Annotated in this window: 20 protein-coding genes; 2 read left to right on the forward strand and 18 right to left on the reverse strand. The window is 73.0% G+C overall.

Features of this window, described 5'->3' with window-relative positions; translation table 11 throughout:
- Positions 1 to 76: 76 nt before the first annotated feature.
- Together fmt and def are read right to left on the reverse strand one after the other, a co-directional pair.
- Entirely contained in the window at positions 77 to 1,015 is a 939-nt protein-coding gene (fmt, locus tag ACIPSC_RS01825; protein WP_400822228.1) for a methionyl-tRNA formyltransferase, read from the reverse strand.
- Positions 1,016 to 1,070: 55 nt separating this feature from the next.
- Positions 1,071 to 1,616 carry a peptide deformylase gene (def, locus tag ACIPSC_RS01830; RefSeq protein WP_400822229.1) on the reverse strand — a complete coding sequence of 182 codons (546 nt, stop codon included), beginning with the start codon at positions 1,614 to 1,616 and terminating at the stop codon, positions 1,071 to 1,073.
- Between the two features lie 266 nt (positions 1,617 to 1,882).
- Between def and ACIPSC_RS01835 the strand changes: the two genes are divergently transcribed.
- On the forward strand, positions 1,883 to 2,500 hold the full coding sequence (locus ACIPSC_RS01835) for a hypothetical protein (RefSeq protein WP_400822230.1): 618 nt from the start codon (positions 1,883 to 1,885) through the stop codon (positions 2,498 to 2,500).
- A 203-nt stretch (positions 2,501 to 2,703) separates the two neighbouring features.
- Here the strand turns inward: ACIPSC_RS01835 and ACIPSC_RS01840 are convergent, their stop codons facing one another.
- The 14 genes from ACIPSC_RS01840 to pyrR all read right to left on the reverse strand — a co-directional run bounded on the left by ACIPSC_RS01840 (position 2,704) and on the right by pyrR (position 19,187).
- Entirely contained in the window at positions 2,704 to 4,788 is a 2,085-nt protein-coding gene (locus ACIPSC_RS01840; protein ID WP_400822231.1) for a primosomal protein N', read from the reverse strand.
- A 103-nt stretch (positions 4,789 to 4,891) separates the two neighbouring features.
- On the reverse strand, positions 4,892 to 6,100 hold the full coding sequence (metK, locus tag ACIPSC_RS01845) for a methionine adenosyltransferase (protein ID WP_400822232.1): 1,209 nt from the start codon (positions 6,098 to 6,100) through the stop codon (positions 4,892 to 4,894).
- A 150-nt stretch (positions 6,101 to 6,250) separates the two neighbouring features.
- Entirely contained in the window at positions 6,251 to 7,501 is a 1,251-nt protein-coding gene (gene coaBC, locus ACIPSC_RS01850; RefSeq protein ID WP_400822233.1) for a bifunctional phosphopantothenoylcysteine decarboxylase/phosphopantothenate--cysteine ligase CoaBC, read from the reverse strand.
- A gap of 166 nt (positions 7,502 to 7,667) precedes the next feature.
- Positions 7,668 to 7,934, reverse strand: a complete 267-nt coding sequence (gene rpoZ, locus ACIPSC_RS01855; protein ID WP_030056185.1) for a DNA-directed RNA polymerase subunit omega — start codon at positions 7,932 to 7,934, stop codon at positions 7,668 to 7,670.
- Between the two features lie 37 nt (positions 7,935 to 7,971).
- Positions 7,972 to 8,529, reverse strand: coding sequence for a guanylate kinase (gmk, locus tag ACIPSC_RS01860; RefSeq protein ID WP_400822234.1), 558 nt, complete (start codon positions 8,527 to 8,529; stop codon positions 7,972 to 7,974).
- A gap of 49 nt (positions 8,530 to 8,578) precedes the next feature.
- Positions 8,579 to 8,905: an integration host factor, actinobacterial type gene (mihF, locus tag ACIPSC_RS01865; RefSeq protein ID WP_030056187.1), complete on the reverse strand. Its 327-nt coding sequence runs from the start codon at positions 8,903 to 8,905 to the stop codon at positions 8,579 to 8,581.
- A gap of 326 nt (positions 8,906 to 9,231) precedes the next feature.
- Positions 9,232 to 10,065, reverse strand: a complete 834-nt coding sequence (pyrF, locus tag ACIPSC_RS01870) for an orotidine-5'-phosphate decarboxylase (protein ID WP_400822235.1) — start codon at positions 10,063 to 10,065, stop codon at positions 9,232 to 9,234.
- 29 nt (positions 10,066 to 10,094) lie between these two features.
- Positions 10,095 to 11,198 carry a quinone-dependent dihydroorotate dehydrogenase gene (locus ACIPSC_RS01875; protein ID WP_400822236.1) on the reverse strand — a complete coding sequence of 368 codons (1,104 nt, stop codon included), beginning with the start codon at positions 11,196 to 11,198 and terminating at the stop codon, positions 10,095 to 10,097.
- A gap of 66 nt (positions 11,199 to 11,264) precedes the next feature.
- Positions 11,265 to 14,573, reverse strand: coding sequence for a carbamoyl-phosphate synthase large subunit (gene carB / locus ACIPSC_RS01880; protein WP_400822238.1), 3,309 nt, complete (start codon positions 14,571 to 14,573; stop codon positions 11,265 to 11,267).
- Positions 14,566 to 15,723, reverse strand: a complete 1,158-nt coding sequence (carA, locus tag ACIPSC_RS01885; protein ID WP_400822240.1) for a glutamine-hydrolyzing carbamoyl-phosphate synthase small subunit — start codon at positions 15,721 to 15,723, stop codon at positions 14,566 to 14,568. The genes carB and carA overlap by 8 nt, the downstream gene beginning before the upstream one ends.
- Positions 15,720 to 16,286 carry a hypothetical protein gene (locus ACIPSC_RS01890; RefSeq protein WP_400822241.1) on the reverse strand — a complete coding sequence of 189 codons (567 nt, stop codon included), beginning with the start codon at positions 16,284 to 16,286 and terminating at the stop codon, positions 15,720 to 15,722. Before ACIPSC_RS01890 ends, carA begins: the two co-directional genes overlap by 4 nt.
- Positions 16,283 to 17,587, reverse strand: coding sequence for a dihydroorotase (locus tag ACIPSC_RS01895; RefSeq protein WP_400822243.1), 1,305 nt, complete (start codon positions 17,585 to 17,587; stop codon positions 16,283 to 16,285). Before ACIPSC_RS01895 ends, ACIPSC_RS01890 begins: the two co-directional genes overlap by 4 nt.
- On the reverse strand, positions 17,584 to 18,558 hold the full coding sequence (locus ACIPSC_RS01900; RefSeq protein WP_400822244.1) for an aspartate carbamoyltransferase catalytic subunit: 975 nt from the start codon (positions 18,556 to 18,558) through the stop codon (positions 17,584 to 17,586). Before ACIPSC_RS01900 ends, ACIPSC_RS01895 begins: the two co-directional genes overlap by 4 nt.
- Before the next feature lie 5 nt (positions 18,559 to 18,563).
- Positions 18,564 to 19,187 carry a bifunctional pyr operon transcriptional regulator/uracil phosphoribosyltransferase PyrR gene (gene pyrR / locus ACIPSC_RS01905; protein WP_400822246.1) on the reverse strand — a complete coding sequence of 208 codons (624 nt, stop codon included), beginning with the start codon at positions 19,185 to 19,187 and terminating at the stop codon, positions 18,564 to 18,566.
- 333 nt (positions 19,188 to 19,520) lie between these two features.
- Between pyrR and ACIPSC_RS01910 the strand changes: the two genes are divergently transcribed.
- The gene (locus tag ACIPSC_RS01910) at positions 19,521 to 20,024 is read left to right on the forward strand and encodes a transcriptional regulator (protein ID WP_031072501.1); all 504 of its coding nucleotides are present in this window, start codon (positions 19,521 to 19,523) and stop codon (positions 20,022 to 20,024) included.
- Positions 20,025 to 20,213: 189 nt separating this feature from the next.
- Here ACIPSC_RS01910 and ACIPSC_RS01915 read toward each other — a convergent pair whose 3' ends face one another.
- Positions 20,214 to 21,131, reverse strand: coding sequence for a hypothetical protein (locus tag ACIPSC_RS01915; RefSeq protein ID WP_400822247.1), 918 nt, complete (start codon positions 21,129 to 21,131; stop codon positions 20,214 to 20,216).
- A 152-nt stretch (positions 21,132 to 21,283) separates the two neighbouring features.
- Positions 21,284 to 22,123 (reverse strand): thioesterase family protein, encoded by an 840-nt coding sequence (locus ACIPSC_RS01920; protein WP_400822248.1) that lies wholly within the window; start codon positions 22,121 to 22,123, stop codon positions 21,284 to 21,286.
- Between the last annotated feature and the right edge of the window lie 6 nt (positions 22,124 to 22,129).

A 22,129-nucleotide genomic window follows, 5' to 3' on the forward strand; every position in this document is an offset into this window, starting at 1 on the left:
CACGGCCCGGTCGGCCGGGTGGCCGACCGGACCGCTGCCCCGGGGCCGCCGATGACCGGGCCGCGGCCCGTGGCCGTCAGACCTCGCCGAACCGCTCGCCGGACTCGATCCGCGCCCCGCGCGCCCAGTCCGCGGCGCGCATCGCCTTCTTGCCCTGCGGCCGCACCTCCCCCAGCTCGACCTCGTGGCTGCCGGTGCCGACGCGGACACTGTTCTTGCCGACGGCCAGCTCCCCGGGGGCGAGCTCGGCCGCGTCCGGCAGCAGCTTCACCGGGCCGGTGATCTTCAGCCGCTCACCGCGGAACACCGTCCACGCACCGGGGGCCGGGGCGCAGCCGCGCACCACGCGGTCGACCCGGAGGGCCGGGTGGGTCCAGTCGATCCGGGCGTCCTCGACGGCGATCTTCGGCGCGAGGGTGACGCCCTCGGCGGGCTGCGGCACGGCGTGCAGGGAGCCGTCGGCGATGCCGTCCATGGTGGCGGCGAGCAGGCGGGCCCCGGAGTGCGCGAGCCGGTCCAGGAGCTCGCCGCTGGTGTCGGTGGGGCGGACCTCCTCGGTGATGACGCCGTAGACCGGGCCGGAGTCCAGCCCCTGCTCGATCAGGAAGGTGGACGCGCCGGTGACCTCGTCGCCGGCCAGCACCGCGTGCTGCACCGGGGCGGCGCCGCGCCAGGCGGGGAGCAGCGAGAAGTGCAGGTTGACCCAGCCGTGCTCGGGGATCTCCAGGGTGCCGGGGCGCAGCAGCGCGCCGTAGGCGACCACGGGGCAGCAGTCGGGGGCGAGTTCGGTGAGGCGGGCGACGAAGTCCGGGTCGCTGGGCTTCGCCGGCTTGAGGACCTCGATCCCGGCCTCCTCGGCGCGCTGGGCGACGGGGCTGGCGACCAGCTTGCGGCCGCGGCCGGCGGGGGCGTCGGGGCGGGTGACCACCGCGACGACCTCGTGCCGGTCGGAGGCGAGCAGGGCATCCAGGGCGGGAACGGCGACCTCGGGGGTGCCGGCGAACACGAGGCGCATCAAGTGCCTTTCAGGTTACGGGACTTCGGAGAACGGCCAGCGAACTGGCGTGGGATCAGCGGGCGGAGCCGAAGGTGCTGTGCGGCGAGACCTTCACCACGGGCGCGGGCCCGCCGCCCCAGTCGGTCTCCCGGATCGCCTTCAGTGCGGCCTTGCGCTGCTCGCGGTCGAGGCGGTCGATGAAGATGATGCCGTCGAGGTGGTCGGTCTCGTGCTGGATGCAGCGGGCGAGCAGTCGGGTGCCCTCGACGGTGACCGGGTCGCCGTACATGTTGAAGCCCTTGGCGACCACGCCGTAGGCGCGCTTGGTGTCGTAGCGCAGCCCGGGCAGCGAGAGGCAGCCCTCGGGGCCGTCCTGCTCCTCCTCGGTGAGGGACAGGTCGGGGTTGATCAGGTGCCCGGTGACGCCGTCCACGTGGTAGGTGAACACCCTCAGGGAGACGCCGAGTTGGGGCGCGGCCAGGCCGGCGCCGGGGGCGTCGAGCATGGTGTCGGTGAGGTCCCGGACGAGGTTGCGCAGCTCCTTGTCGAAGGTCGTCACCGGTCGGGCGGTGGCCCGCAGGACCGGGTCTCCGAAGATGCGGATCGGCTGGATCGCCACGGGGGTCGGGCTCCTGTCCGTCGGGGGTCGTCGGGGGTTCGGTCTGCCGGGTGGCTGCGCCGGTCGTCGGGCCGGCCACCGGCAAGTCTATGCAATCGTGCCCGGCCCGCTCCGGCCGTGCCCGGGCATCTGGCATATCCCGACTGCCCCGGCTGCGTGACCCCGGCCCCCGGTCCCGCGTTGGTCAAGTGGGATTGACCGGGGCCGGGGCGCGCGGGACACCGCGTTCCGGCCGAGCTGACCGTACGGAAGGTGGCACGTAGGCCATGGCCGAGCAGATCAACCACGACGCCCGGGCGCGGGCGAGCCTGCACCTGCTGGTGCGGGACATCGAGCGGGTGAGGCGGCAGGTCGACGCGCTGCGGACGCTCACCGCCCAACTGGGCAACGTCTACCGACCGCGCCGGCCGAGTACCTCGGCCGGGTTCGTGGTGTACGGACGGGCGCCGGCGCCGACCGTGCGCCTGGCGCAGGAGCTGCGCGAGAGCGTGGAGACGCTGGTGGCGGCGGCGGTCGAGTTCGACCGGGCGCTGGGCTTCTCCTGGGACTCGGTGGGCTCGGCGCTCGGCGTCACCAAGCAGGCGGTGCACCGGCGGTACGGAATGCGCCGGCCGACCAGCGAGCTGCTGGCGGCGGGCGGCGTGCCGGCTCCGGCCGGCACGGCCGTCCCGGGGGTGCCGGGGCCGAGCCGGCCGGACCGCTCGGAGGAGCTGCCCGCCGCGTCGCCCGCCCCGACCGGACTGGCCCCGACCGGTCTGGCCCCGACGGGTCTGGCCGCGACCGTCCCGGCGGCCCGCCAGGGCGGCCTGGACCGTGCCACGCTGGACCGCGCTGCCCACGAGCGGGCCCCCCTCGACCGCACCGGCGTCCCGCTGCGCGGGTGAGGGCGGGCTCCCACCCGAGGCGGGTGCCGGGTGGGGAGCGGGGCAGCCGACCGCTCCTCACCCGCCGTCCGTCACCCCGCTCCGGCCCACCTCACCGACCCACCCGGGGCCCCAAGCCGACCCACCCGACGTCCGAAGCCCGACCCGCCCGACGTCCGAAGCCGACCCACCGGAGGTCGACCCGCCCGACGTCCGAAGCCGGCTCACCCGATGTCCGTGGGATCGATCCGCACCCGCACCGTCTGCGGCGTCCGCAGCGCGATCCGCGCAATCTGCGCCGCCTTGAGCGCCGCCGCCAGCGCGGCGCCCTGCCCGGGCGGCACCCGCAGCAGCGCCCGCTCCTGCTCCTCCCCGCGCAGCGCCGGCGCCGGCACCGGCCCCAGCACATCCGCGTCCGGGGGCAGCCGGATCAGCCCGAGCAGGTCCGCCACCGCCGCCGGACTGCCGGTGACCGAGGCCATCCGGGACACCGGCGGGAAGTGCAGCTGCGCCCGTTCGTCCAGCTCCAGCCCGGCGTGGCCGAGCGGATCCCACCGCACCAGCGCCTGCACCGGGCGCGCGGTCGGCTCCGCGACCACCACCACGGTGCCGCCCTCGGCGGCCGGCTTCACCAGCGCGGCGGCGGCCAACCAGAGCCGCAGCGTCTCCTCCCCGGCCCGCAGGTCGGGGCGGCTCAGCAGCGCCCAGCCGTCCAGCAGCAGCGCGGCCGCGTACCCGCCGCCGGCCTCGACCACCGGTTCCGCTCCCGGCGTGGAGATCACCAGCGCCGGTTCGGCGGGCACGGTCGCCAGCACCGCGTCCCGCCCGGAGGTGCGGACCGGCACCCGCGGGAACGCCTTGCCCAGCTCCTCCGCCGTCCGCCGGGCGCCGATCACCTGGGCCCGCAGCCGGAACGAGCCGCACTCCGGGCAGTGCCAGTCCGGCTCCGCCGTGCCGCACCACCCGCAGTGCAGCGGCGCGTCCGCCGCGGCCGCCTCCAGCGGGCCCTCGCACCGCCGGCAGCGGGCCGGCGTCCGGCAACGGCCACAGGCCAGCCGGGGTACGTAGCCGCGCCGCGGCACCTGGATCAGCACCGGGCCGCCGCTCGCCAGGGCCTCCCGGGCCGCCTCCCAGGCCACCGAGGGCAGCCGGGCGGCCTGCGCCGCGGCGTCCCGGTGCTGGTCCTGGTCGGTGACGGTGCGGACCCGCGGCGCCACCTGCCGCACGGTCTCCCGGTCGGCGGCCAGCGGCCGGGCCCACCCGGTGCGGACCAGCTGCGCGCCCTCGACCGTCACCACGTGCCCGCCGAGCAGGACGCCCGCGCCCTCCTCGGCGGCGCGCAGCAGCGCCACCTCGCGCACGTGCGGGTGCGGGGCGCGCGGGTCGCTGTGGCTGCCGTCACCGTCGGACCAGACGACCACCAGTCCGAGGTCGCGCACCGGCGCGAACATCGCCGCCCGGGTGCCGATGGCGGCGTGCACCGAGCCGCGGCTGACCGCCAGCCAGCGCCGGTAGCGCTCCCGCGGGCCGAGGTCGGCCGCCAGGGTGGCGTGCATGCCCTCCCCCAGCAGCTCGGTCAGCGCCCGGTCCACCCGGGCCACCGACCGGCCGTCCGGCAGGACGACCAGCGCGCCGCGCCCGCCCGCCAGGGTGGCCGCGACGGCGCGGGCGATCTCGTACGGCCAGCCGGGCCCGGGCAGCGCCGTCCAGACCGCGCGCGGCGAGCCGCCGCCGGCCAGCGCGGCGAGGAACTCCGGGCCGGCCGGGTAGCGTGACCAGCCGCCGGGCGCCGGCTCCGCCGGCCGGGGCCCGGGCGGCGGGGAGGGTTCGGCCTCGGCCTTGGCGTGCCGGGGCGGGACGGCGAGCTGCAGCACGTCCGCGAGGGTGCCGGCGTACCGGTCGGCGACGGTACGGCAGAGCCGCAGCAGCGGCGGGGTGAGCACCGGCTCGGGCGAGAGCACCTGGGCGAGCGGCGCCAGCGGGCCGGGAAAGTCGCTCTTCTCCAGCCGCGCCACGATGAAGCCGTCGTGCAGCTCGCCGCCCTCGCGCTGGCCCTTCACCACCCGGGCGCCGAAGCGGACCCGTACCCGGGCGCCGGGCTGCGCCTCCTCCGCCATCGCGGCGGGCACCTCGTAGTCGAAGAACTTGTCGATGGTCAGCACGCCCTTGTCGACCACGACCCGGGCGACCGGCAGGTGCTCGGCCCGCTTGGCCCCGCGCCACGTCCGCGGCTTGGCCCGCTTGACCGTCTCCCGGATGAACGCGAGCTGCTCCGGCTCGGCCGCCCCGTTCTCCCCTGTGCTGCTCATCGTTCCCAAGTACTACCAGGTCGGACCGACACCGTGCGCAAACGCCGCAGGCGGCGGCCACCGGGTGCGGTGGCCGCCGCCTGCGGACGGGCGGACCGGGTGATCAGTCCTGCACGGCCTTCTTCAGCTGCTCGACGCGGTCGGTCCGCTCCCAGGTGAAGTCCGGCAGCTCACGGCCGAAGTGGCCGTACGCGGCGGTCTGGGCGTAGATCGGGCGCAGCAGGTCGAGGTCGCGGATGATCGCGGCCGGGCGGAGGTCGAACACCTCGGAGACGGCCTTCTGGATCGTGAGGACCGGCACGGTCTCGGTGCCGAAGGTCTCCACGAAGAGGCCGACCGGCTCGGCCTTGCCGATCGCGTACGCGACCTGGACCTCGGCGCGGCGGGCGAGGCCGGCGGCGACGATGTTCTTCGCCACCCAGCGCATCGCGTACGCGGCCGAGCGGTCCACCTTGGACGGGTCCTTGCCGGAGAAGGCGCCGCCGCCGTGGCGGGCCATGCCGCCGTAGGTGTCGATGATGATCTTGCGGCCGGTGAGGCCGGCGTCGCCCATCGGGCCGCCGATCTCGAAGCGGCCGGTCGGGTTGACCAGCAGGCGGTAGCCCTCGGTCACCAGCTTGATGCCCTGGTCGGCGAGCGCCTTCAGCTCCGGCTCCACGACGAACTCGCGGATGTCCGGGGTGAGCAGCGAGTCCAGGTCGATGTCGCTGGCGTGCTGCGAGGAGACGACCACGGTGTCGAGACGGACGGCCTTGTCGCCGTCGTACTCGATGGTGACCTGGGTCTTGCCGTCGGGGCGCAGGTACGGGATGGTCCCGTTCTTGCGGACCTCGGAGAGGCGCTGCGAGAGCCGGTGCGCCAAGGTGATCGGCAGCGGCATCAGCTCGGGGGTCTCGTCCGACGCGTAGCCGAACATCAGGCCCTGGTCGCCGGCACCCTGCTTGTCCAGGTCGTCCTCATCGCCCTCGACCCGAGCCTCGTACGCGGTGTCGACGCCCTGGGCGATGTCGGGCGACTGCGCACCGATGGACACCGAGACGCCGCAGGAGGCGCCGTCGAAGCCCTTCTTGGAGCTGTCGTAGCCGATCTCCAGGATCTTGTCCCGGACGAGCTGGGCGATCGGCGCGTACGCCTTGGTGGTCACCTCGCCGGCCACGTGCACCTGGCCGGTGGTGATGAGCGTCTCCACGGCGACCCGGGAGGTCGGGTCCTCACGCAGAAGCGCGTCAAGGATGGTGTCGCTGATCTGGTCAGCGATCTTGTCGGGGTGTCCCTCGGTCACGGACTCCGAGGTGAACAGGCGGCGAGACACAGCGCTCCCTGGGGTTGCAGCGGCTGCTGACTGAAGGCCCCCGGCGAACCGGGGACATCCGGAAAGACTTGATTCCTGGAGTGTAACGGTCAGCTACCGACAATCGGCACGCGATTCCGGAATTGGAGACCGAACATCCACCCTACGAGATCAGTCCGCGACCGGATTCAGCCGTTCGGCGACCAGGTCCCAGACGACGTCCGCGAGGGCCTCCTTCGGCCCCACCGGAACGGCGGTCTCACTGCCGTCCGCGCCCAGTACGACGGCCTCGTTGACGTCCTGGCCGAACGCCTTGCCGTTGCCGACCTCGTTGACGACCAGCAGGTCGCAGCCCTTGCGGGCGAGCTTGGCGCGGCCGTTGGCGAGCACGTCGTCGGTCTCCGCCGCGAAACCGACGACGAGTTGCGCCGAACGGGGGCGGTGGGCGGAGATCTCGGCCAGCACGTCGGGGTTGCGCACCAGCGCGACCGGCGCCGGCTCGACCCCCTCGACCTTCTTGATCTTGCCGGTGGCGTACTCGGCGGGCCGGAAGTCGGCGACCGCCGCGGCCATGACCACGGCGTCCGCGTCCGCGGCGGCCTTCAGCGCCGCCTCGCGCAGCTCCAGCGCGGTCGAGACGTGCACCACGTCGACCCCGGCCGGGTCGGGCAGCTCGGCGTTGGCCGAGATCAATGTCACGCGGGCGCCGCGCGCGGCGGCGGTCGTGGCGAGCGCGTAGCCCTGCTTGCCGGAGGAGCGGTTGCCGAGGAAGCGCACCGGGTCCAGCGGCTCCCGGGTGCCGCCGGCCGAGACGACGACGTGCCGGCCGGCCAGGTCGGTGGGCACCGGCCCGCCGCGGCGCAGCACCGCCCGGCAGGCGTCGAAGATCGCGGACGGCTCGGGCAGCCGGCCCTTGCCGGTGTCCTTGCCGGTCAGCCGGCCGACGGCGGGCTCCAGCACGATCACGCCCCGGCGGCGCAGGGTGGCGACGTTCTCCCGGGTGGCGGGGTGCTCCCACATCTCGGTGTGCATCGCGGGCGCCAGGACGACCGGGCAGCGCGCGGTGAGCAGGGTGTTGGTGAGCAGGTCGTCGGCGAGCCCGTGGGCGGCCTTGGCCATCAGGTCGGCGGTGGCGGGGGCGACCACGACCAGGTCGGCGTTCTGCCCGATCCGCACGTGCGGCACCTCGTGGACGCGGTCCCAGGTCTCGGTCGCGGCCGGGCGGCCGGAGAGCGCGGCCCAGGTGGCCTCGCCGACGAAGTGCAGCGCCGCCTCGGTGGGCACCACGGTGACCTGGTGGCCGGACTCGGTGAAGCGCCGCAGCACCTCGCACGCCTTGTACGCGGCGATGCCGCCGCTGACGCCGAGGACGACGCGCGGGGCGTCCGCCCGGTCAGTGCTCGCGTCCGTGCTCGCGCTCATGCTCCCCATCTCTCCTCGCTCGGGACGTGCTCACCCTACGGCCCCCCGGCGAGCGCCTGCACGGTGGTGCCCCGCACACGTGCCGGAGCCACCGCGCGCACGCGTCCGGGAATGCCGAAGGGCCCGTCGGAACGAGTCCGACGGGCCCTTCGCAGAAGGCACCGGCTCAGGCCGCCTCGACCGCCTCGGCGGTCAGCATGCCCGCGTTGATCTCGCGCAGCGCGATCGACAGCGGCTTCTCGTGCACGTGGGTGTCGACCAGCGGGCCGACGTACTCCAGCAGACCCTCACCGAGCTGCGAGTAGTAGGCGTTGATCTGGCGCGCGCGCTTGGCGGCGTAGATCACGAGGCTGTACTTGGAGTCGGTGGCCTCAAGCAGCTCGTCGATCGGCGGGTTGATGATGCCCTCGGGCGCGGTCATGGAAGAGGACACGCGAAAACCTTCCGAAAGGGTGGAAAACACAGACAGGTCAGCCTACACCGAGCAAGGCTAGCAGTTCGGCCGCCACCTGCTCGACGGAGGTGTTGACCAGGGTCGTGTCGAACTCGGGCTCGGCGGCCAGCTCGATCTTGGCGGCCTCCAGGCGCTTCTCGATCACGTCCTGCGACTCGGTGCCGCGGCCGGTCAGCCGGCGGACCAGCTCGTCCCAGCTCGGCGGGGCCAGGAAGACCAGCTGGGCGTCGGACATCGACTCGCGCACCTGGCGGGCGCCCTGCAGGTCGATCTCCAGCAGGACCGGCTCGCCGCGCTCCAGCTTCTCCAGCACGGCCGAGCGGGGGGTGCCGTAGCGGTTGCCGGCGAAGACGGCCCACTCCAGCAGCTCGCCGTTGGCGATCAGCTTGTCGAACTCATCATTGTCGACGAAGTGGTACTGGACCCCGTTCTGCTCGCCGGGCCTCGGGTGGCGGGTCGTCGCCGACACCGAGAGCCAGACCTCGGGGTGCTTCTTCCTCATATGAGCGACGACCGTGCTCTTGCCGACCCCCGAGGGGCCGGAGAGCACGGTCAGCCGCGGACGCTCACTCATGCACCGATTATCCCGGATCGCGGACGATCCCGAGACCACGGGGGCACGGTCAGGCGGCACCGCCGCCGAACTCCCGCTCCAGGGAGGCGATCTGGTTCGTGCCGAGGCCACGGACACGACGGCTCTCGCTGATGCCGAGGCGCTCCATGATCTGCTTGGCCCGGACCTTGCCGACGCCGGGCAGGGACTCCAGCAGGGCCGAGACCTTCATCTTGCCGATGACGTCGTTGTCGGCCTTGCCGGCCTTGATCACCTCGTGCAGGGAGGCGCCGGAGTGCTTGAGCCGGTTCTTGACCTCGGCGCGCTCCCGGCGAGCCTCGGCGGCCTTGGCGAGCGCGGCGGTGCGCTGTTCAGGGGTAAGGGGCGGAAGAGCCACGCCGTTCACCTCAGGGTGTGGAAGGAAGGGATTGAGCTATGACTGGTTTGGTTCCTCGGACACCGGTCGCAGGGGATGCCGATGGCTCTGACCTGCGAGAGCAGCGGGAATCGCCGCTCTTCGATGACCTATCGCCGGACACTACCCGGATTGCGGCGCCACGTCAGGAAAAGAACACGAAAAGTCCTGGTCAGCCAAGGCCGACCAGGACTTTACCGGGCAAAACGACCCTGTTTCGGGCCCTTTCGCAGGGGTGGTGTGACGGCGCTCACGTCGGGCTTCCCGACCTGCACCGCCCCGTCACGCCACTCCGGAGGGTCATCGGCTCACTTCACCGCGTCCGCGAACTCCTGGACGAATCGGTCGGCCGCCGCCCGCAGCGCCGGCGCCGAGGGGCCGTGCTTGAGCACGTCCCGGCTGACGCTCGGCACCACGTTGCGCACCGAGGCGCCGAAGACCCGCGGCAGGTCGGCCATCGTGGCGCCCTGGGCGCCGATCCCGGGGGCGAGCAGCGGGCCGTTGATCGCCAGGTCCACGCCGGCGTCCGCCAGGGTCGCGCCGACCACCGCGCCGAAGGAGCCGAGCGGCTCGGCGCCGGCGTTCTCGGCCGCCAGCTGGCGCAGCACCGAGGCCGCCACCGGCTCGCCGTCCGCGCCGACGGCGCGCTGCACCTCGGCGCCCTCCGGGTTGGAGGTGAGCGCCAGCGCGAAGACGCCCGCGCCGTTGGCCGCGGCCAGGTCGAGCGCCGGGCGCAGCGAGCCGAAGCCGAGGTAGGGGCTGACGGTGACGGCGTCGGAGAACAGCGGGCTGCCCTGGGCGAGGAAGGCCTCGGCGTAGGCGGCCATGGTCGAGCCGATGTCGCCGCGCTTGGCGTCCATCAGGACGAGCGCGCCGGCCGCACGGGCCTCCTCGACGGACTTCTCCAGCACCGCGACGCCCTTGGAGCCGAAGCGCTCGAAGAAGGCGGCCTGCGGCTTGAGCACGGCCACCCGGTCGGCCAGCGCCTCGACCACGGTTCGGCTGAAGGTCTCCAGGCCCGCCACGGAGTCCTCCAGACCCCAGGCGGCGAGCAGGGAGGCGTGCGGGTCGATGCCGACGCAGAGCTGGCCGCGGGTGTCGAGGGCCTGGCGCAGCCGGGCGCCGAAGGGGGCGAGGGTCATGACGTCCTTTCCGGGGGTCGTGCGGGGGTTCAGGAGGTGGCCTTGGCGCTGCCGACGGCGGCCGCCAGGTTGCGGAAGCCGCCGGCCCGGACCTTCGCGGAGAGGCCCTTGTGGATGCGGCGGCACCAGAACGGGCCCTGGTAGATGAAGGCGCTGTAGCCCTGGACCAGGTCGGCGCCGTGGATGATCCGCTGCCAGGCGTCCTCGGCGGTCTCGATGCCGCCGACCGAGACCAGCACCAGCCGGCCCTCGGTGCGGGCGCGCAGGCGCTGCAGCACCTCCAGGGCGCGGGCCTTGAGCGGGGCGCCGGAGAGGCCGCCCATGCCGATCTCCTCGATCCGGGCGGCGGGGGTGCGCAGGCCCTCGCGGCCGATCGTGGTGTTGGTGGCGATGATGCCGTCCAGGCCCAGCTCCAGGGCGAGGTCGGCGACCGCGTCGACGTCCTCGTCGGCCAGGTCGGGGGCGATCTTGACCAGCAGCGGCACGTGGTGCGCGGTGGAGCGGTCGGCGGCCTCGCGGACGGCGCTCAGCAGCGGGCCCAGGTGCGAGACGGCCTGGAGGTTGCGCAGGCCGGGGGTGTTCGGCGAGCTGACGTTGACCACCAGGTAGTCGGCGTACTTGGCCAGCCGCTCGGTGGACTTCACGTAGTCGCCGATCGCGTCGGCCTCCTCGACCACCTTGGTCTTGCCGATGTTGATGCCGACCACCGGGGTGGAGCTGGTGTGCGGGCGCTCGGCGAGGCGGGCGGCGACCCGGGCCGAGCCCTGGTTGTTGAAGCCCATCCGGTTGACCAGGGCGCGGTCCTCGATCAGCCGGAACAGGCGCGGGGCGGGGTTGCCTGGCTGGGGCTCACCGGTGATGGTGCCGATCTCGACGTAGTCGAAGCCGATCATCGCCAGGCCGTCGATGCCGACGCCGTTCTTGTCGAAGCCGGCGGCCAGACCGAACGGGCCGGGCAGGTCGAGGCCGAGCGCGCTGGTGCGCAGCGCGCGGTCGCGCGGGGCCAGCACGAGCCGGACCACGGTGCGCAGGCCGGGCACCGAGGAGGCCAGCCGGATCCAGAAGAAGGCCAGGTGGTGGGCCTTCTCCGGGTCCATCTTCTTGAAGACGAGGTCGAACAGCAGCTTGTACAAGGCTTTGCTCCCTGGGCATGGAAGTGGGGGGCACCCGGCGGTTCGGTGCCCCCCACTACGGCGGTACTACTTGCGGCCGGCGTTGATCAGCTCGGCGTGCTCCTGGAGCGACATCACCCCGACCTCGTCGCGCAGCAGCGCGTCGATGCCCTGGACGGCGGCGCCCATGGCCTGGACGGTGGTCAGGCAGGGCACGGCGCGCGCGACGGCGGCGGTGCGGATCTCGTAGCCGTCGAGGCGGCCACCGGTGCCGTACGGCGTGTTGATGATCAGGTCGACCTCGCCGTCGTGGATCAGCTGGACGATGGTCCGCTCGCCGTTCGGGCCCTCGCCCTCGCTGTGCTTGCGCACCACGGTGGCGGGGATGCCGCCGCGCTGCAGCACCTCGGCGGTGCCGGCGGTGGCGAGCAGCTCGAAGCCGAGGCCGACCAGCGCGCGGGCCGGGAAGACCAGGTTGCGCTTGTCGCGGTTGGCGACCGAGACGAAGACCTTGCCCTTGGTCGGCAGCGCGCCGTAGGCACCGGCCTGCGACTTGGCGTACGCCGTGCCGAAGACCTTGTCGATGCCCATGACCTCGCCGGTGGAGCGCATCTCCGGGCCGAGCACGGTGTCCACGCCGCGGCCGTGGACGTCGCGGAAGCGGCTCCACGGCATCACGGCCTCCTTGACGGAGATCGGGCAGTCCGCGGGCAGCGTTCCGCCGTCGCCCTCGGCCGGGAGCAGGCCCTCGGCGCGCAGCTCGGCGATGGTGGCGCCGAGCGAGACCCGGGCCGCCGCCTTGGCCAGCGGCACCGCGGTGGCCTTGGAGGTGAACGGCACGGTGCGGGAGGCGCGCGGGTTGGCCTCCAGCACGTAGAGGATGTCGCCGGAGAGCGCGAACTGGATGTTGATCAGACCGCGGACGCCGACGCCGCGGGCGATCGCCTCGGTGGAGGCGCGCAGCCGCTTGATGTCGTAGCCGCCGAGGGTGATCGGGGGCAGGGCGCAGGCGGAGTCCCCGGAGTGGATGCCGGCCTCCTCGATGTGCTCCATGACGCCGCCGAGGTAGAGCTCGGTGCCGTCGTAGAGCGCGTCGACGTCGATCTCCACCGCGTCGTCGAGGAAGCGGTCGATCAGCACCGGGTGCTCGGAGATCAGACCGGCGTGCCGCTCCAGGTAGGAGGCGAGCGAGGCCTCGTCGTAGACGATCTCCATGCCGCGGCCGCCCAGGACGTACGACGGGCGGGCCAGGACGGGGTAGCCGATCTCGTCGGCGATCGACTTGGCCTCCTCGAAGGAGAAGGCGGTGCCGTGCTTGGGGGCGGGCAGGCCGGCCTCGCGCAGCACCCGGCCGAACGCACCGCGCTCCTCGGCGAGGTCGATCGCCTCGGGCTGGGTGCCGACGATCGGCACGCCGTTGTCCTTGAGCGCCTGGGCCAGGCCGAGCGGGGTCTGGCCGCCGAGCTGGACGATGACGCCGGCCAGCGGTCCGGCCTGCTGCTCGGCGTGGACGATCTCCAGCACGTCCTCCAGGGTGAGCGGCTCGAAGTAGAGCCGGTCGGAGGTGTCGTAGTCGGTGGAGACGGTCTCCGGGTTGCAGTTGACCATCACGGTCTCGTACCCGGCGTCGGCCAGCGCGAAGGAGGCGTGCACGCAGGAGTAGTCGAACTCGATGCCCTGGCCGATGCGGTTCGGGCCGGAGCCGAGGATGATCACGGCGGGCTTGGTGCGCGGGGCGACCTCGTTCTCCTCGTCGTAGGACGAGTAGAAGTACGGGGTCTTGGCGGCGAACTCGGCGGCGCAGGTGTCGACGGTCTTGAAGACCGGGCGGATGCCCAGGGCGTGCCGGACCTCGCGGACCACGTCGGGCCGCAGGCCGCGGATCTCGCCGATCTGCTGGTCGGAGAAGCCGTGCCGCTTGGCGTGGCGCAGCAGCTCGGGGGTGAGCTCGGAGGCCTCGGCCAGCTCGCCGGCGATCTCGTCCAGCAGGAAGAGCTGGTCGACGAACCACGGGTCGATCTTGGTGGCCTCGAACACCTCCTCCGGGGTGGCGCCGGCCCGGATGGCCTCCATGACGGTGTTGATCCGGCCGTCCGTCGGGACGACGGCCTTCTCCAGCAGTGCGGCCTTGTCGCCGACCGGGCCGGTCCAGGTGAACTGGGAGCCCTTCTTCTCCAGCGAGCGCAGCGCCTTGTTGAGCGCCTCGGGGAAGTTGCGGCCGAGCGCCATGGCCTCGCCGACCGACTTCATGGTGGTGGTCAGCGTCGCGTCGGCGCTCGGGAACTTCTCGAACGCGAACCGCGGCACCTTCACCACGACGTAGTCGAGGGTCGGCTCGAAGGAGGCCGGGGTCTCCTCGGTGATGTCGTTGGGGATCTCGTCCAGGGTGTAGCCGACGGCGAGCTTCGCGGCGATCTTGGCGATCGGGAAGCCGGTGGCCTTGGACGCGAGCGCCGAGGAGCGGGAGACGCGCGGGTTCATCTCGATGACGATGACCCGGCCGTCGGTCGGGTTGACGGCGAACTGGATGTTGCAGCCGCCGGTGTCGACGCCGACCTCGCGGATGACGGCGATGCCGATGTCGCGCAGGATCTGGTACTCGCGGTCGGTGAGCGTCATCGCCGGGGCGACGGTGATCGAGTCACCGGTGTGCACGCCCATCGGGTCGAAGTTCTCGATGGAGCAGACGACCACGACGTTGTCGTTCTTGTCGCGCATCAGCTCCAGCTCGTACTCCTTCCAGCCGAGGATGGACTCCTCCAGGAGCACCTCGGTGGTCGGCGAGAGGGTCAGGCCCTGGCCGGCGATCCGGCGCAGGTCCTCCTCGTTGTGGGCGAAGCCGGAGCCGGCGCCGCCCATGGTGAAGGAGGGGCGGACCACGACCGGGTAGCCGCCGAGGGTGTCGACGCCGGCCAGCACCTCGTCCATGGTGTGGCAGATGACCGAGCGGGCGGACTCGCCGTGGCCGATCTTGTCGTTGACGGCCTCGACGACGCCCTTGAAGAGGTCGCGGTCCTCGCCCTTGTTGATCGCCACGACGTCGGCGCCGATCAGCTCGACGTTGTACTTCTCCAGCGTCCCGGCCTTGTGCAGGGAGATCGCGGTGTTGAGCGCGGTCTGCCCGCCGAGGGTCGGCAGCAGGGCGTCCGGGCGCTCCTTGGCGATGATCCTCTCGACGAACTCCGGGGTGATCGGCTCGACGTAGGTGGCGTCGGCGATCTCCGGGTCGGTCATGATCGTGGCCGGGTTGGAGTTGACCAGGACGACCCGCAGGCCCTCGGCCTTGAGCACCCGGCAGGCCTGCGTGCCCGAGTAGTCGAACTCGGCGGCCTGGCCGATGACGATCGGGCCGGAGCCGATCACCAGGACGGACTTGATGTCAGTGCGCTTAGGCACGCTGGCCCTCCATGAGCTTCACGAAGCGGTCGAACAGGTACGCGGCGTCGTGCGGGCCGGCGGCCGCTTCGGGGTGGTACTGCACGCTGAACGCGGGGACGTCGAGCGCCTGCAGGCCCTCGACCACGTCGTCGTTGAGGCAGACGTGGGAGACCTCGACGCGCCCGAACGGGGTGTCGCTCACCTTGTCCAGCGGTGCGTTCACGGCGAAGCCGTGGTTGTGCGCGGTGACCTCGACCTTGCCGGTGGTGCGGTCCTGCACCGGCTGGTTGATCCCGCGGTGGCCGTACTTGAGCTTGTAGGTGCCGAAGCCCAGCGCGCGGCCGAGGATCTGGTTGCCGAAGCAGATGCCGAAGAACGGGGTCCTGCGCTCCAGGACGCCCTTCGCCACCTCGACCTGGTGGTCGGCGGTGGCCGGGTCGCCCGGGCCGTTCGAGAAGAAGACGCCGTCGGGGTTGACGGCGTAGACGTCCTCGACGGTGGCGTTGGCCGGCAGCACGTGCACCTCGATGCCGCGCTCGGCCATCCGCTGCGGGGTCATCGCCTTGATGCCGAGGTCGAGGGCGGCGACGGTGAACCTCTTCTCACCGATCGCGGGCACGACGTACGGCTCGGTGGTGGCGACCTCGGCGCAGAGGTCCGCGCCCTTCATCTCCGGCGACTGCTGCACCCGGGCCAGCAGCGCGGCGTCGTCCGCCACCGCCCCGCCCGAGAAGATGCCGCAGCGCATGGCGCCGCGCTCCCGCAGGTGCCGGGTGAGCGCGCGGGTGTCGATGCCGCTGATGCCGACGATGCCCTGGTTCGCCAGCTCCTCGTCCAGCGAGCGGCGCGAGCGCCAGTTGGACGGGACGCGGGCGGGGTCACGGACGACGTAGCCGGCGACCCAGATCTGCTTGGACTCGTCGTCCTCGTCGTTCCAGCCGGTGTTCCCGATCTGCGGGGCGGTCATCACGACCACCTGGCGGTGGTACGACGGGTCGGTGAGGGTCTCCTGGTAGCCGGACATGCCGGTGTTGAAGACCGCCTCGCCGAAGGTCTCGCCGGTCGCGCCGTAGGCCTGGCCGCGGAAGGTCCGGCCGTCCTCCAGGACAAGCACAGCAGGCACGCGCTCCCGCCTCAAGCGCTGCGTGGTGGGGGCAGGTGCGGTCATCGAGTGGCCTCTTCCGTCTTCGTCTTCGTACGTGTTGCGAGCTGAGCGACCGCCTCGACCCAGGCGGCGTGCTCATCGGGGTGGTCGGCCCGGAAACCGGAGTCCAGCTCGGTGCCCTCGTGCGTCCAGGTGACGACGAGCAGCCCGGCCGGGACGACCTTGCCGGCGATCCCGGAGTCCGTCCGGGCACCGGTCAGGTGCTCCGCGGGGATCCAGAAGTCGACGTCACCGGGGCGCCGCACCAGCAGGCCGTCCTCGCCGAGGGTCAGATCGGCGCGGCTGCGGGTGCCCAGGCCGTGCGCGACGACCCGGTCCAGCCAGTTCCCGGCCGTGGTGCTGCCGTGGTACCGGCCGCTGGTCTCCAGGATGGTCCGGCCGGCGCGCTCCGGCACCGCGGGCAGCGGCGGAATGCCGGACTGCAGCGTGCGCCGCCAGTTCCAGCCCTGCCGCATCAGCCAGTAGACGAGGCCGATCACGATCAGCAGGCCGACGGCCCAGCCGATGTACCCGGGCCAGTTGGTGACCTTGGCCTGGTCCTGGGCGAGCCGGGCGAGCCCGGTCACGCCAGCCCGCCCTGCTCGACCAGCTCGCCGGCGAGCACGGTGGCGGTGCCGCGGAGGAAGGTGGCGTGCACCCGTCCGGGCAGGTCGAGGCCCTTGTAGGGGGTGTTGCGGCTGCGGGTGGCGAAGCTCTCGGGGTTCACGGCACCACGGTACGCGGGATCGAAGAGCACCAGGTTCGCCGGCTCACCAACCGAGATCGGCCGTCCGTGGCCGGTGAGGCGGCCGATCCGCGCCGGGCGGCGCGACATCCGGTCGGCGACGCCCTCCCAGTTCAGCAGGCCGGTCTCGACCATGGTCTGCTGGACCACCGAGAGCGCGGTCTCCAGGCCGACCATGCCCATCGCGGCCACGGCCCACTCGCAGTCCTTGTCCTCGGCCGGGTGCGGCGCGTGGTCGGTGGCGACGGCGTCGATCGTGCCGTCGGCCAGCGCCTTGCGCAGCGCCTGGACGTCCTCGGCGGTGCGCAGCGGCGGGTTCACCTTGTACACCGGGTCGTAGGTGCGGACCAGCTCGTCGGTGAGCAGCAGGTGGTGCGGGGTCACCTCGGCGGTGACGTCCCAGCCCTTGGCCTTCGCCCAGCGGATGATCTCCACCGAGCCGGCCGTGGAGACGTGGCAGACGTGCAGGCGGGAGCCGACGTGCGCGGCGAGCAGCACGTCACGGGCGATGATCGCCTCCTCCGCGACGGCCGGCCAGCCGCCGAGGCCGAGCTCGCCGGAGACCTGGCCCTCGTTCATCTGGGCGGCCTCGGTGAGCCGCGGCTCCTGGGCGTGCTGGGCGACGACGCCGTCGAAGGCCTTCACGTACTCCAGCGCGCGGCGCATGATGACGGCGTCGTCGACGCACTTGCCGTCGTCGGAGAAGACCCGGACACCGGCCGCGGACTCGTGCATGGCGCCCAGCTCGGCGAGCTTCTTGCCCTCCAGGCCGACCGTGACGGCGCCGACCGGCTGCACGTCGCAGTAGCCGGACTCCTGGCCGAGCCGCCAGACCTGCTCGACCACACCGGCGGTGTCGGCCACCGGGAAGGTGTTGGCCATCGCGTGGACGGCGGTGAAGCCGCCCTTGGCGGCGGCCTGGGTGCCGGTCAGCACGGTCTCGGCGTCCTCGCGGCCGGGCTCGCGCAGATGGGTGTGCAGGTCGACCAGGCCGGGCAGCACCACCAGGCCGGTGGCGTCGATGTCGATGTCCGCCTCGGCCTGCAGGCCGGTGCCGATCTCCTTGATGACGCCGTCGGCGATGTGGAGGTCCTGCGGGTCGCCGCCGAGGATCTGGGCGTTGCGGATCAGGTAGGTGGTCACTGGGCGGTCTCCACGGATTCGGTGCGGGCGTCGGCGAGGGTGGCTCCGCCGAGCAGGAGGTAGAGGACGGCCATCCGGATGGAGACGCCGTTGGCGACCTGCTCGACCACGGTGCAGCGCGGCGAGTCGGCGACCTCGGCGGTGATCTCCATGCCGCGGACCATCGGGCCGGGGTGCATCACGATGGCGTGCTCGGGCAGCTGCGCCATCCGGGTGCCGTCCAGGCCGTAGCGGCGGCTGTACTCGCGCTCGGTCGGGAAGAAGGCGGCGTTCATCCGCTCGCGCTGCACCCGGAGCATCATCAGCGCGTCGGTCTTGGGGAGCACGCTCTCCAGGTCGTAGCTGACCTCGCAGGGCCAGTTCTCGATGCCGATGGGCAGCAGCGTCGGCGGGGCGACGAAGGTGACCTGGGCGCCGAGGGTGGTGAGCAGGTGCACGTTGGAGCGGGCGACCCGGCTGTGCAGGATGTCGCCGACGATGGTCACCCGGCGGCCGGCCAGGTCGTGCCCCGCGCCGGGGTTGAGGTGGCGGCGCATGGTGAAGGCGTCGAGCAGGGCCTGGGTGGGGTGCTCGTGGGTGCCGTCACCGGCGTTGATGACGCTGCCGTGCAGCCAGTCGGACTGGGCCAGCCGGGCCGGCGCACCGGAGGCGTGGTGCCGGATGACGACCGCGTCGGCACCCATGGCCTGCAGGGTGAGGGCGGTGTCCTTGAGGCTCTCGCCCTTGGAGACCGAGGAGCCCTTGGCGGAGAAGTTGATGACGTCGGCGGAGAGCCGCTTCTCGGCGACCTCGAAGGAGGTCTTGGTGCGGGTGGAGTCCTCGAAGAAGAGGTTGACGACCGTTCGACCACGGAGCGTGGGCAGCTTCTTGACGGCCCGTCCGGAGAGCTGGGCCAGCTCCTCGGCGGTGTCCAGGATCAGCAGCGCATCGTCGCGGGTGAGGTCGGCGGCGGAGACGAGGTGGCGCTTCACGCGGGTTACTCCGGGAGGTGCGGTTCGGAAGGCTTCGTGGCCAGGGCCTGCGACGAGCGCGCGGTGTAGTCGCGGTCGCCGACCAGGACGGCGTCCACGCCGTCGGTGTCGGAGAGGCGCACCTGCACGGCCTCGCGCAGGGAGGTGGGGAGGTTCTTGCCCACGTAATCTGCGCGGATCGGCAGCTCGCGGTGGCCGCGGTCGACCAGGACGGCCAGCTGGACCGCGCGCGGGCGGCCGATGTCGCTGAGGGCGTCCAGCGCGGCCCGGATGGTGCGGCCGGAGAACAGCACGTCGTCGACGAGGATCACCAGGCGGCCGTCGATGCCGTCGGACGGGATCTCGGTGTGCTCCAGGGCGCGGGCGGGCTTCAGCCGCAGGTCGTCCCGGTACATGGTGATGTCCAGGGTGCCGAGCGGGATCTCGCGGCCGGTGATCTGGCCCAGCCGGGCCTGCAGCCGGCGGGCGAGGTGGACGCCCCTGGTGTGGATGCCGAGCAGCACGACGTCCTCGGCGCCCTTGGCGCGCTCGACGATCTCGTGCGCTATCCGGGTGACGACCCGGGCGATGTCCGCGCCGTCCAGCACCTGGTGCGGCGGCCGCGGCGCGGTTTCGTGGTGTGCGGTCATGCCGAAGCGGACCTCCTTCCCCGCCTCACTGGACGGGCCTTAAAGGATGTCTGAATTGACGGCCCCCGCCGACGGGGCGCGAGCTTCCGGTCATCGTACCAGCGCGGGTTCACGCAAATGGACCAACACCGTTCCGCTTCGCCGGGTTCATGCCCGCGACGCGTCGCCGATGCGGACCATTCGCACGAGTGCCCCATTCGGCTTGACGCAACTACCTCACTCTACGTAACCTCACAGTGAGTTACGAGACGGACGTCGAACCCACCGGTAACGGCGTCGGCAATCGCCCGTGACCCACCACTGAACGCGAAGCAATCTCGTCCGGGGAGATCAATGTCCAGCGACTACGCGAAGCAACTCGGAGGCAAGCTCCGAGCGATCCGCACTCAGCAGGGGCTCTCCCTGCACGGTGTCGAGGAGAAGTCCCAGGGGCGCTGGAAGGCAGTCGTCGTCGGCTCGTACGAGCGCGGCGACCGTGCGGTCACCGTGCAGCGGCTGGCCGAGCTGGCGGAGTTCTACGGCGTCCCGGTGCAGGAGCTGCTGCCCGGCGGTACGCCCGGTGGTGCGGCCGAGCCGCCGCCGCGCCTGGTGCTGGACCTGGAGAGACTGACCCAGGTCCCTTCGGAGAAGGCCGGCCCGCTGCAGCGCTACGCGGCCACCATCCAGAGCCAGCGCGGCGACTACAACGGCAAGGTGCTCTCGATCCGCCAGGACGACCTGCGCACGCTGGCCGTGATCTACGACCAGTCGCCGTCGATCCTCACCGAGCAGCTGATCTCCTGGGGTGTGCTGAACCCCGACGCGCGCCGTGCGGTGCGCGAGGAGGAGGCGAGCTGACCGCTCGCCCCAGCGGCTTCCACCTGCGACAACGGCAGGTTCGAGCAGAAACGTCACGGCGCGGCACCCCGACCCGGGGGCCGCGCCGTGGCGCTTTCCCGGGCCCCGGGCCGACGGCCGGGCAGGCCGGCGACCCGGCCGGACCGGGCCGGCCCTACGGCGGCGCCCGGGGCCCGGCGGGCCACGGGCTCAGCCGACCGTGCCCAGCGGGTAGCCCGGCTCCGCCTCCACGCCGTCCAGCCGCACCGGCCCCGCGGCCGGCGCCCACTCCCGCCCGGCGCTGGCCCAGGCCCACGCCGTCTGCCGGAAGCCGTCGTCGGCGCCCCCGCTGCGGGCCCCGCGGGCCTCGGCGGCCCCCCGGGCCCCGTGCAGCACGGCCAGCCCCGGCAGCTCCCGGGCGAGCCCGGCGCAGAGCACCGCGCAGACCAGTTCGAGGTCCTCGTCGTTGATCCGGACGACGCCGTCCTCCCACTGCAGCACCCGGGCCGCCGCCGTCAGCCGCCCGCCGGGTGCGTCCACCGCGAGCCGCAGCTCGTACACCCCCGCACCGGCCCCGACCAGCATCCGGCGGAACACCTCGGCCCCGCGCTGGTAGACCGCCCGGACCTCCCGGCCGCCCTCCTCGGTGAGCCCCCCGTCCAGCAGCAGGTCCGCGTGGCGCAGCGTCAGACCGTTGTCCCGGGCCCGGACCAGCCGGGGCGCGAAGTCGCCGGCCAGCTCCTCGCCCTGGTAGGCGAGCAGCTGGGTCTGCAGCGGCGGGTTGACCAGGTAGCGGTCCCGGGCGGCGGGCTCGGCCGGGTCGAGGCCGTGCAGCAGGCAGAACTCCTCGAAGTCCTGCGGGTGGAACATCCTGGCCCGGACGGTGTCGAAGCTGCGCCGGGCCTCGGCGAGCAGCTCGGCGGTCTCCCGCAGGTAGGTCGCGTGGTCGGGGGCGTCGGACAGGCGCCAGGCGCGGGCCCGCTCGAAGTCGGCCTCGCTGGTCAGCACCCCGATGACGAAGGCCTGCTCGCCGTCGGGCCGGCGCCGCTCGTGCCGCGTGCGCACCCGGGGGCGGGAGCCGGCGGCGGTGCAGTCGGGGGTGCGGCGGGCGCGGCCGTTGCGGGTCATCGGGGGCTCCTGGGGCGGGTCGCGGTCAGCGGCGGGGGTGCCGCTGACCGTTCTCCTCCCCAGCCCCGCGCGGCGCACACGTACGGCGTGTCACAGGAATGTAACCGACCGTGAGGCGTGCGGTCGTGCGGTCGCGTCGCCGGCGGGCGCCGTCACGCCGGGCGCGGCACCCGGGCCAGCTGGCGGGACTGCGCGACCAGGCGGCCGGCCTCGTCCCAGACCTCGGCGTCCTCCTCGAAGTAGCCGCCCGCCACGTTGCGGGTGGCGTGGGTGACGCGCAGCCAGCCGGGCACCGGCCGGGCCCGCAGGTGGACGGTCAGCTCGATGGTGGGCGCCCAGCCGGGCATGCCGAGGTCGAAGGTGACCGGCGGCAGGGCGTCGGCGACCAGCAGGAGCAGCAGCGGGTCGGGCTCGCGGCCGTCGGCCAGCCGGAACCAGCCCTGGATCCGGCCGTTGCCGGAGGGCTGTCCGAGCGCCCAGCCGATGGTGGCCGGGTCGAGCCGCAGGTCGAACCGCTCCAGCAGGGCGGCCTGCGCGATCAGCTCCTTGGGGGCGTGCTCGACGCCGATGCACTGGTCCGGCGGGGGCAGCTGCGGGGGCTGCGCGGTGGTGCGGACCTCCCCGTCGGCGGCGGCGAGGTCGCCGTGGCTCGCCACCACGCGCAGCCGCTCGACGCCGTCCTGGCTGAGCGAGGCGGTACCGGTGGAGAGCGAGCGGCCGGCCCTGAGCACCTCGGTGCGGACGGTGGCCGGGCCGGGCGTGGAGGCCGAGAGGTAGTAGCCGCTGATCGAGACCGGGTCGGCGTGGCCGCCGTCGGCCGCGCCGTGTTCCAGCGAGAGCGCGTGGCCGGCCATCGCGAGCAGCAGTCCGCCGTTGACACCTCCGCCGATCTGCCAGCCGGCGCCGAGCTCGCCGTCGTAGCGGCCGGGCTCGTCGGGGTGGCGGGTCAGGGCGATGCCCTGGTCGAACTCGCTGCGGATCGCCGTGGTCATGGGGGT

Origin of the sequence: Kitasatospora sp. NPDC090091, assembly GCF_044747365.1 — a bacterium.
Taxonomy (GTDB): domain Bacteria; phylum Actinomycetota; class Actinomycetes; order Streptomycetales; family Streptomycetaceae; genus Kitasatospora.

Coding starts and splice junctions, on each gene's coding strand:
- gmk (WP_400822234.1), bottom strand. CDS start 8,529: ATGAGTGAGCGTCCGCGGCTGACCGTGCTCTCCGGCCCCTCGGGGGTC.
- ACIPSC_RS01920 (WP_400822248.1), bottom strand. CDS start 22,123: ATGACCACGGCGATCCGCAGCGAGTTCGACCAGGGCATCGCCCTGACC.
- carA (WP_400822240.1), bottom strand. CDS start 15,723: ATGACCGCACCTGCCCCCACCACGCAGCGCTTGAGGCGGGAGCGCGTG.
- pyrF (WP_400822235.1), bottom strand. CDS start 10,065: ATGACCCTCGCCCCCTTCGGCGCCCGGCTGCGCCAGGCCCTCGACACC.
- ACIPSC_RS01910 (WP_031072501.1), top strand. CDS start 19,521: ATGTCCAGCGACTACGCGAAGCAACTCGGAGGCAAGCTCCGAGCGATC.
- pyrR (WP_400822246.1), bottom strand. CDS start 19,187: ATGACCGCACACCACGAAACCGCGCCGCGGCCGCCGCACCAGGTGCTG.
- fmt (WP_400822228.1), bottom strand. CDS start 1,015: ATGCGCCTCGTGTTCGCCGGCACCCCCGAGGTCGCCGTTCCCGCCCTG.
- coaBC (WP_400822233.1), bottom strand. CDS start 7,501: ATGAGCGCGAGCACGGACGCGAGCACTGACCGGGCGGACGCCCCGCGC.
- ACIPSC_RS01835 (WP_400822230.1), top strand. CDS start 1,883: ATGGCCGAGCAGATCAACCACGACGCCCGGGCGCGGGCGAGCCTGCAC.
- ACIPSC_RS01915 (WP_400822247.1), bottom strand. CDS start 21,131: ATGACCCGCAACGGCCGCGCCCGCCGCACCCCCGACTGCACCGCCGCC.
- ACIPSC_RS01840 (WP_400822231.1), bottom strand. CDS start 4,788: ATGAGCAGCACAGGGGAGAACGGGGCGGCCGAGCCGGAGCAGCTCGCG.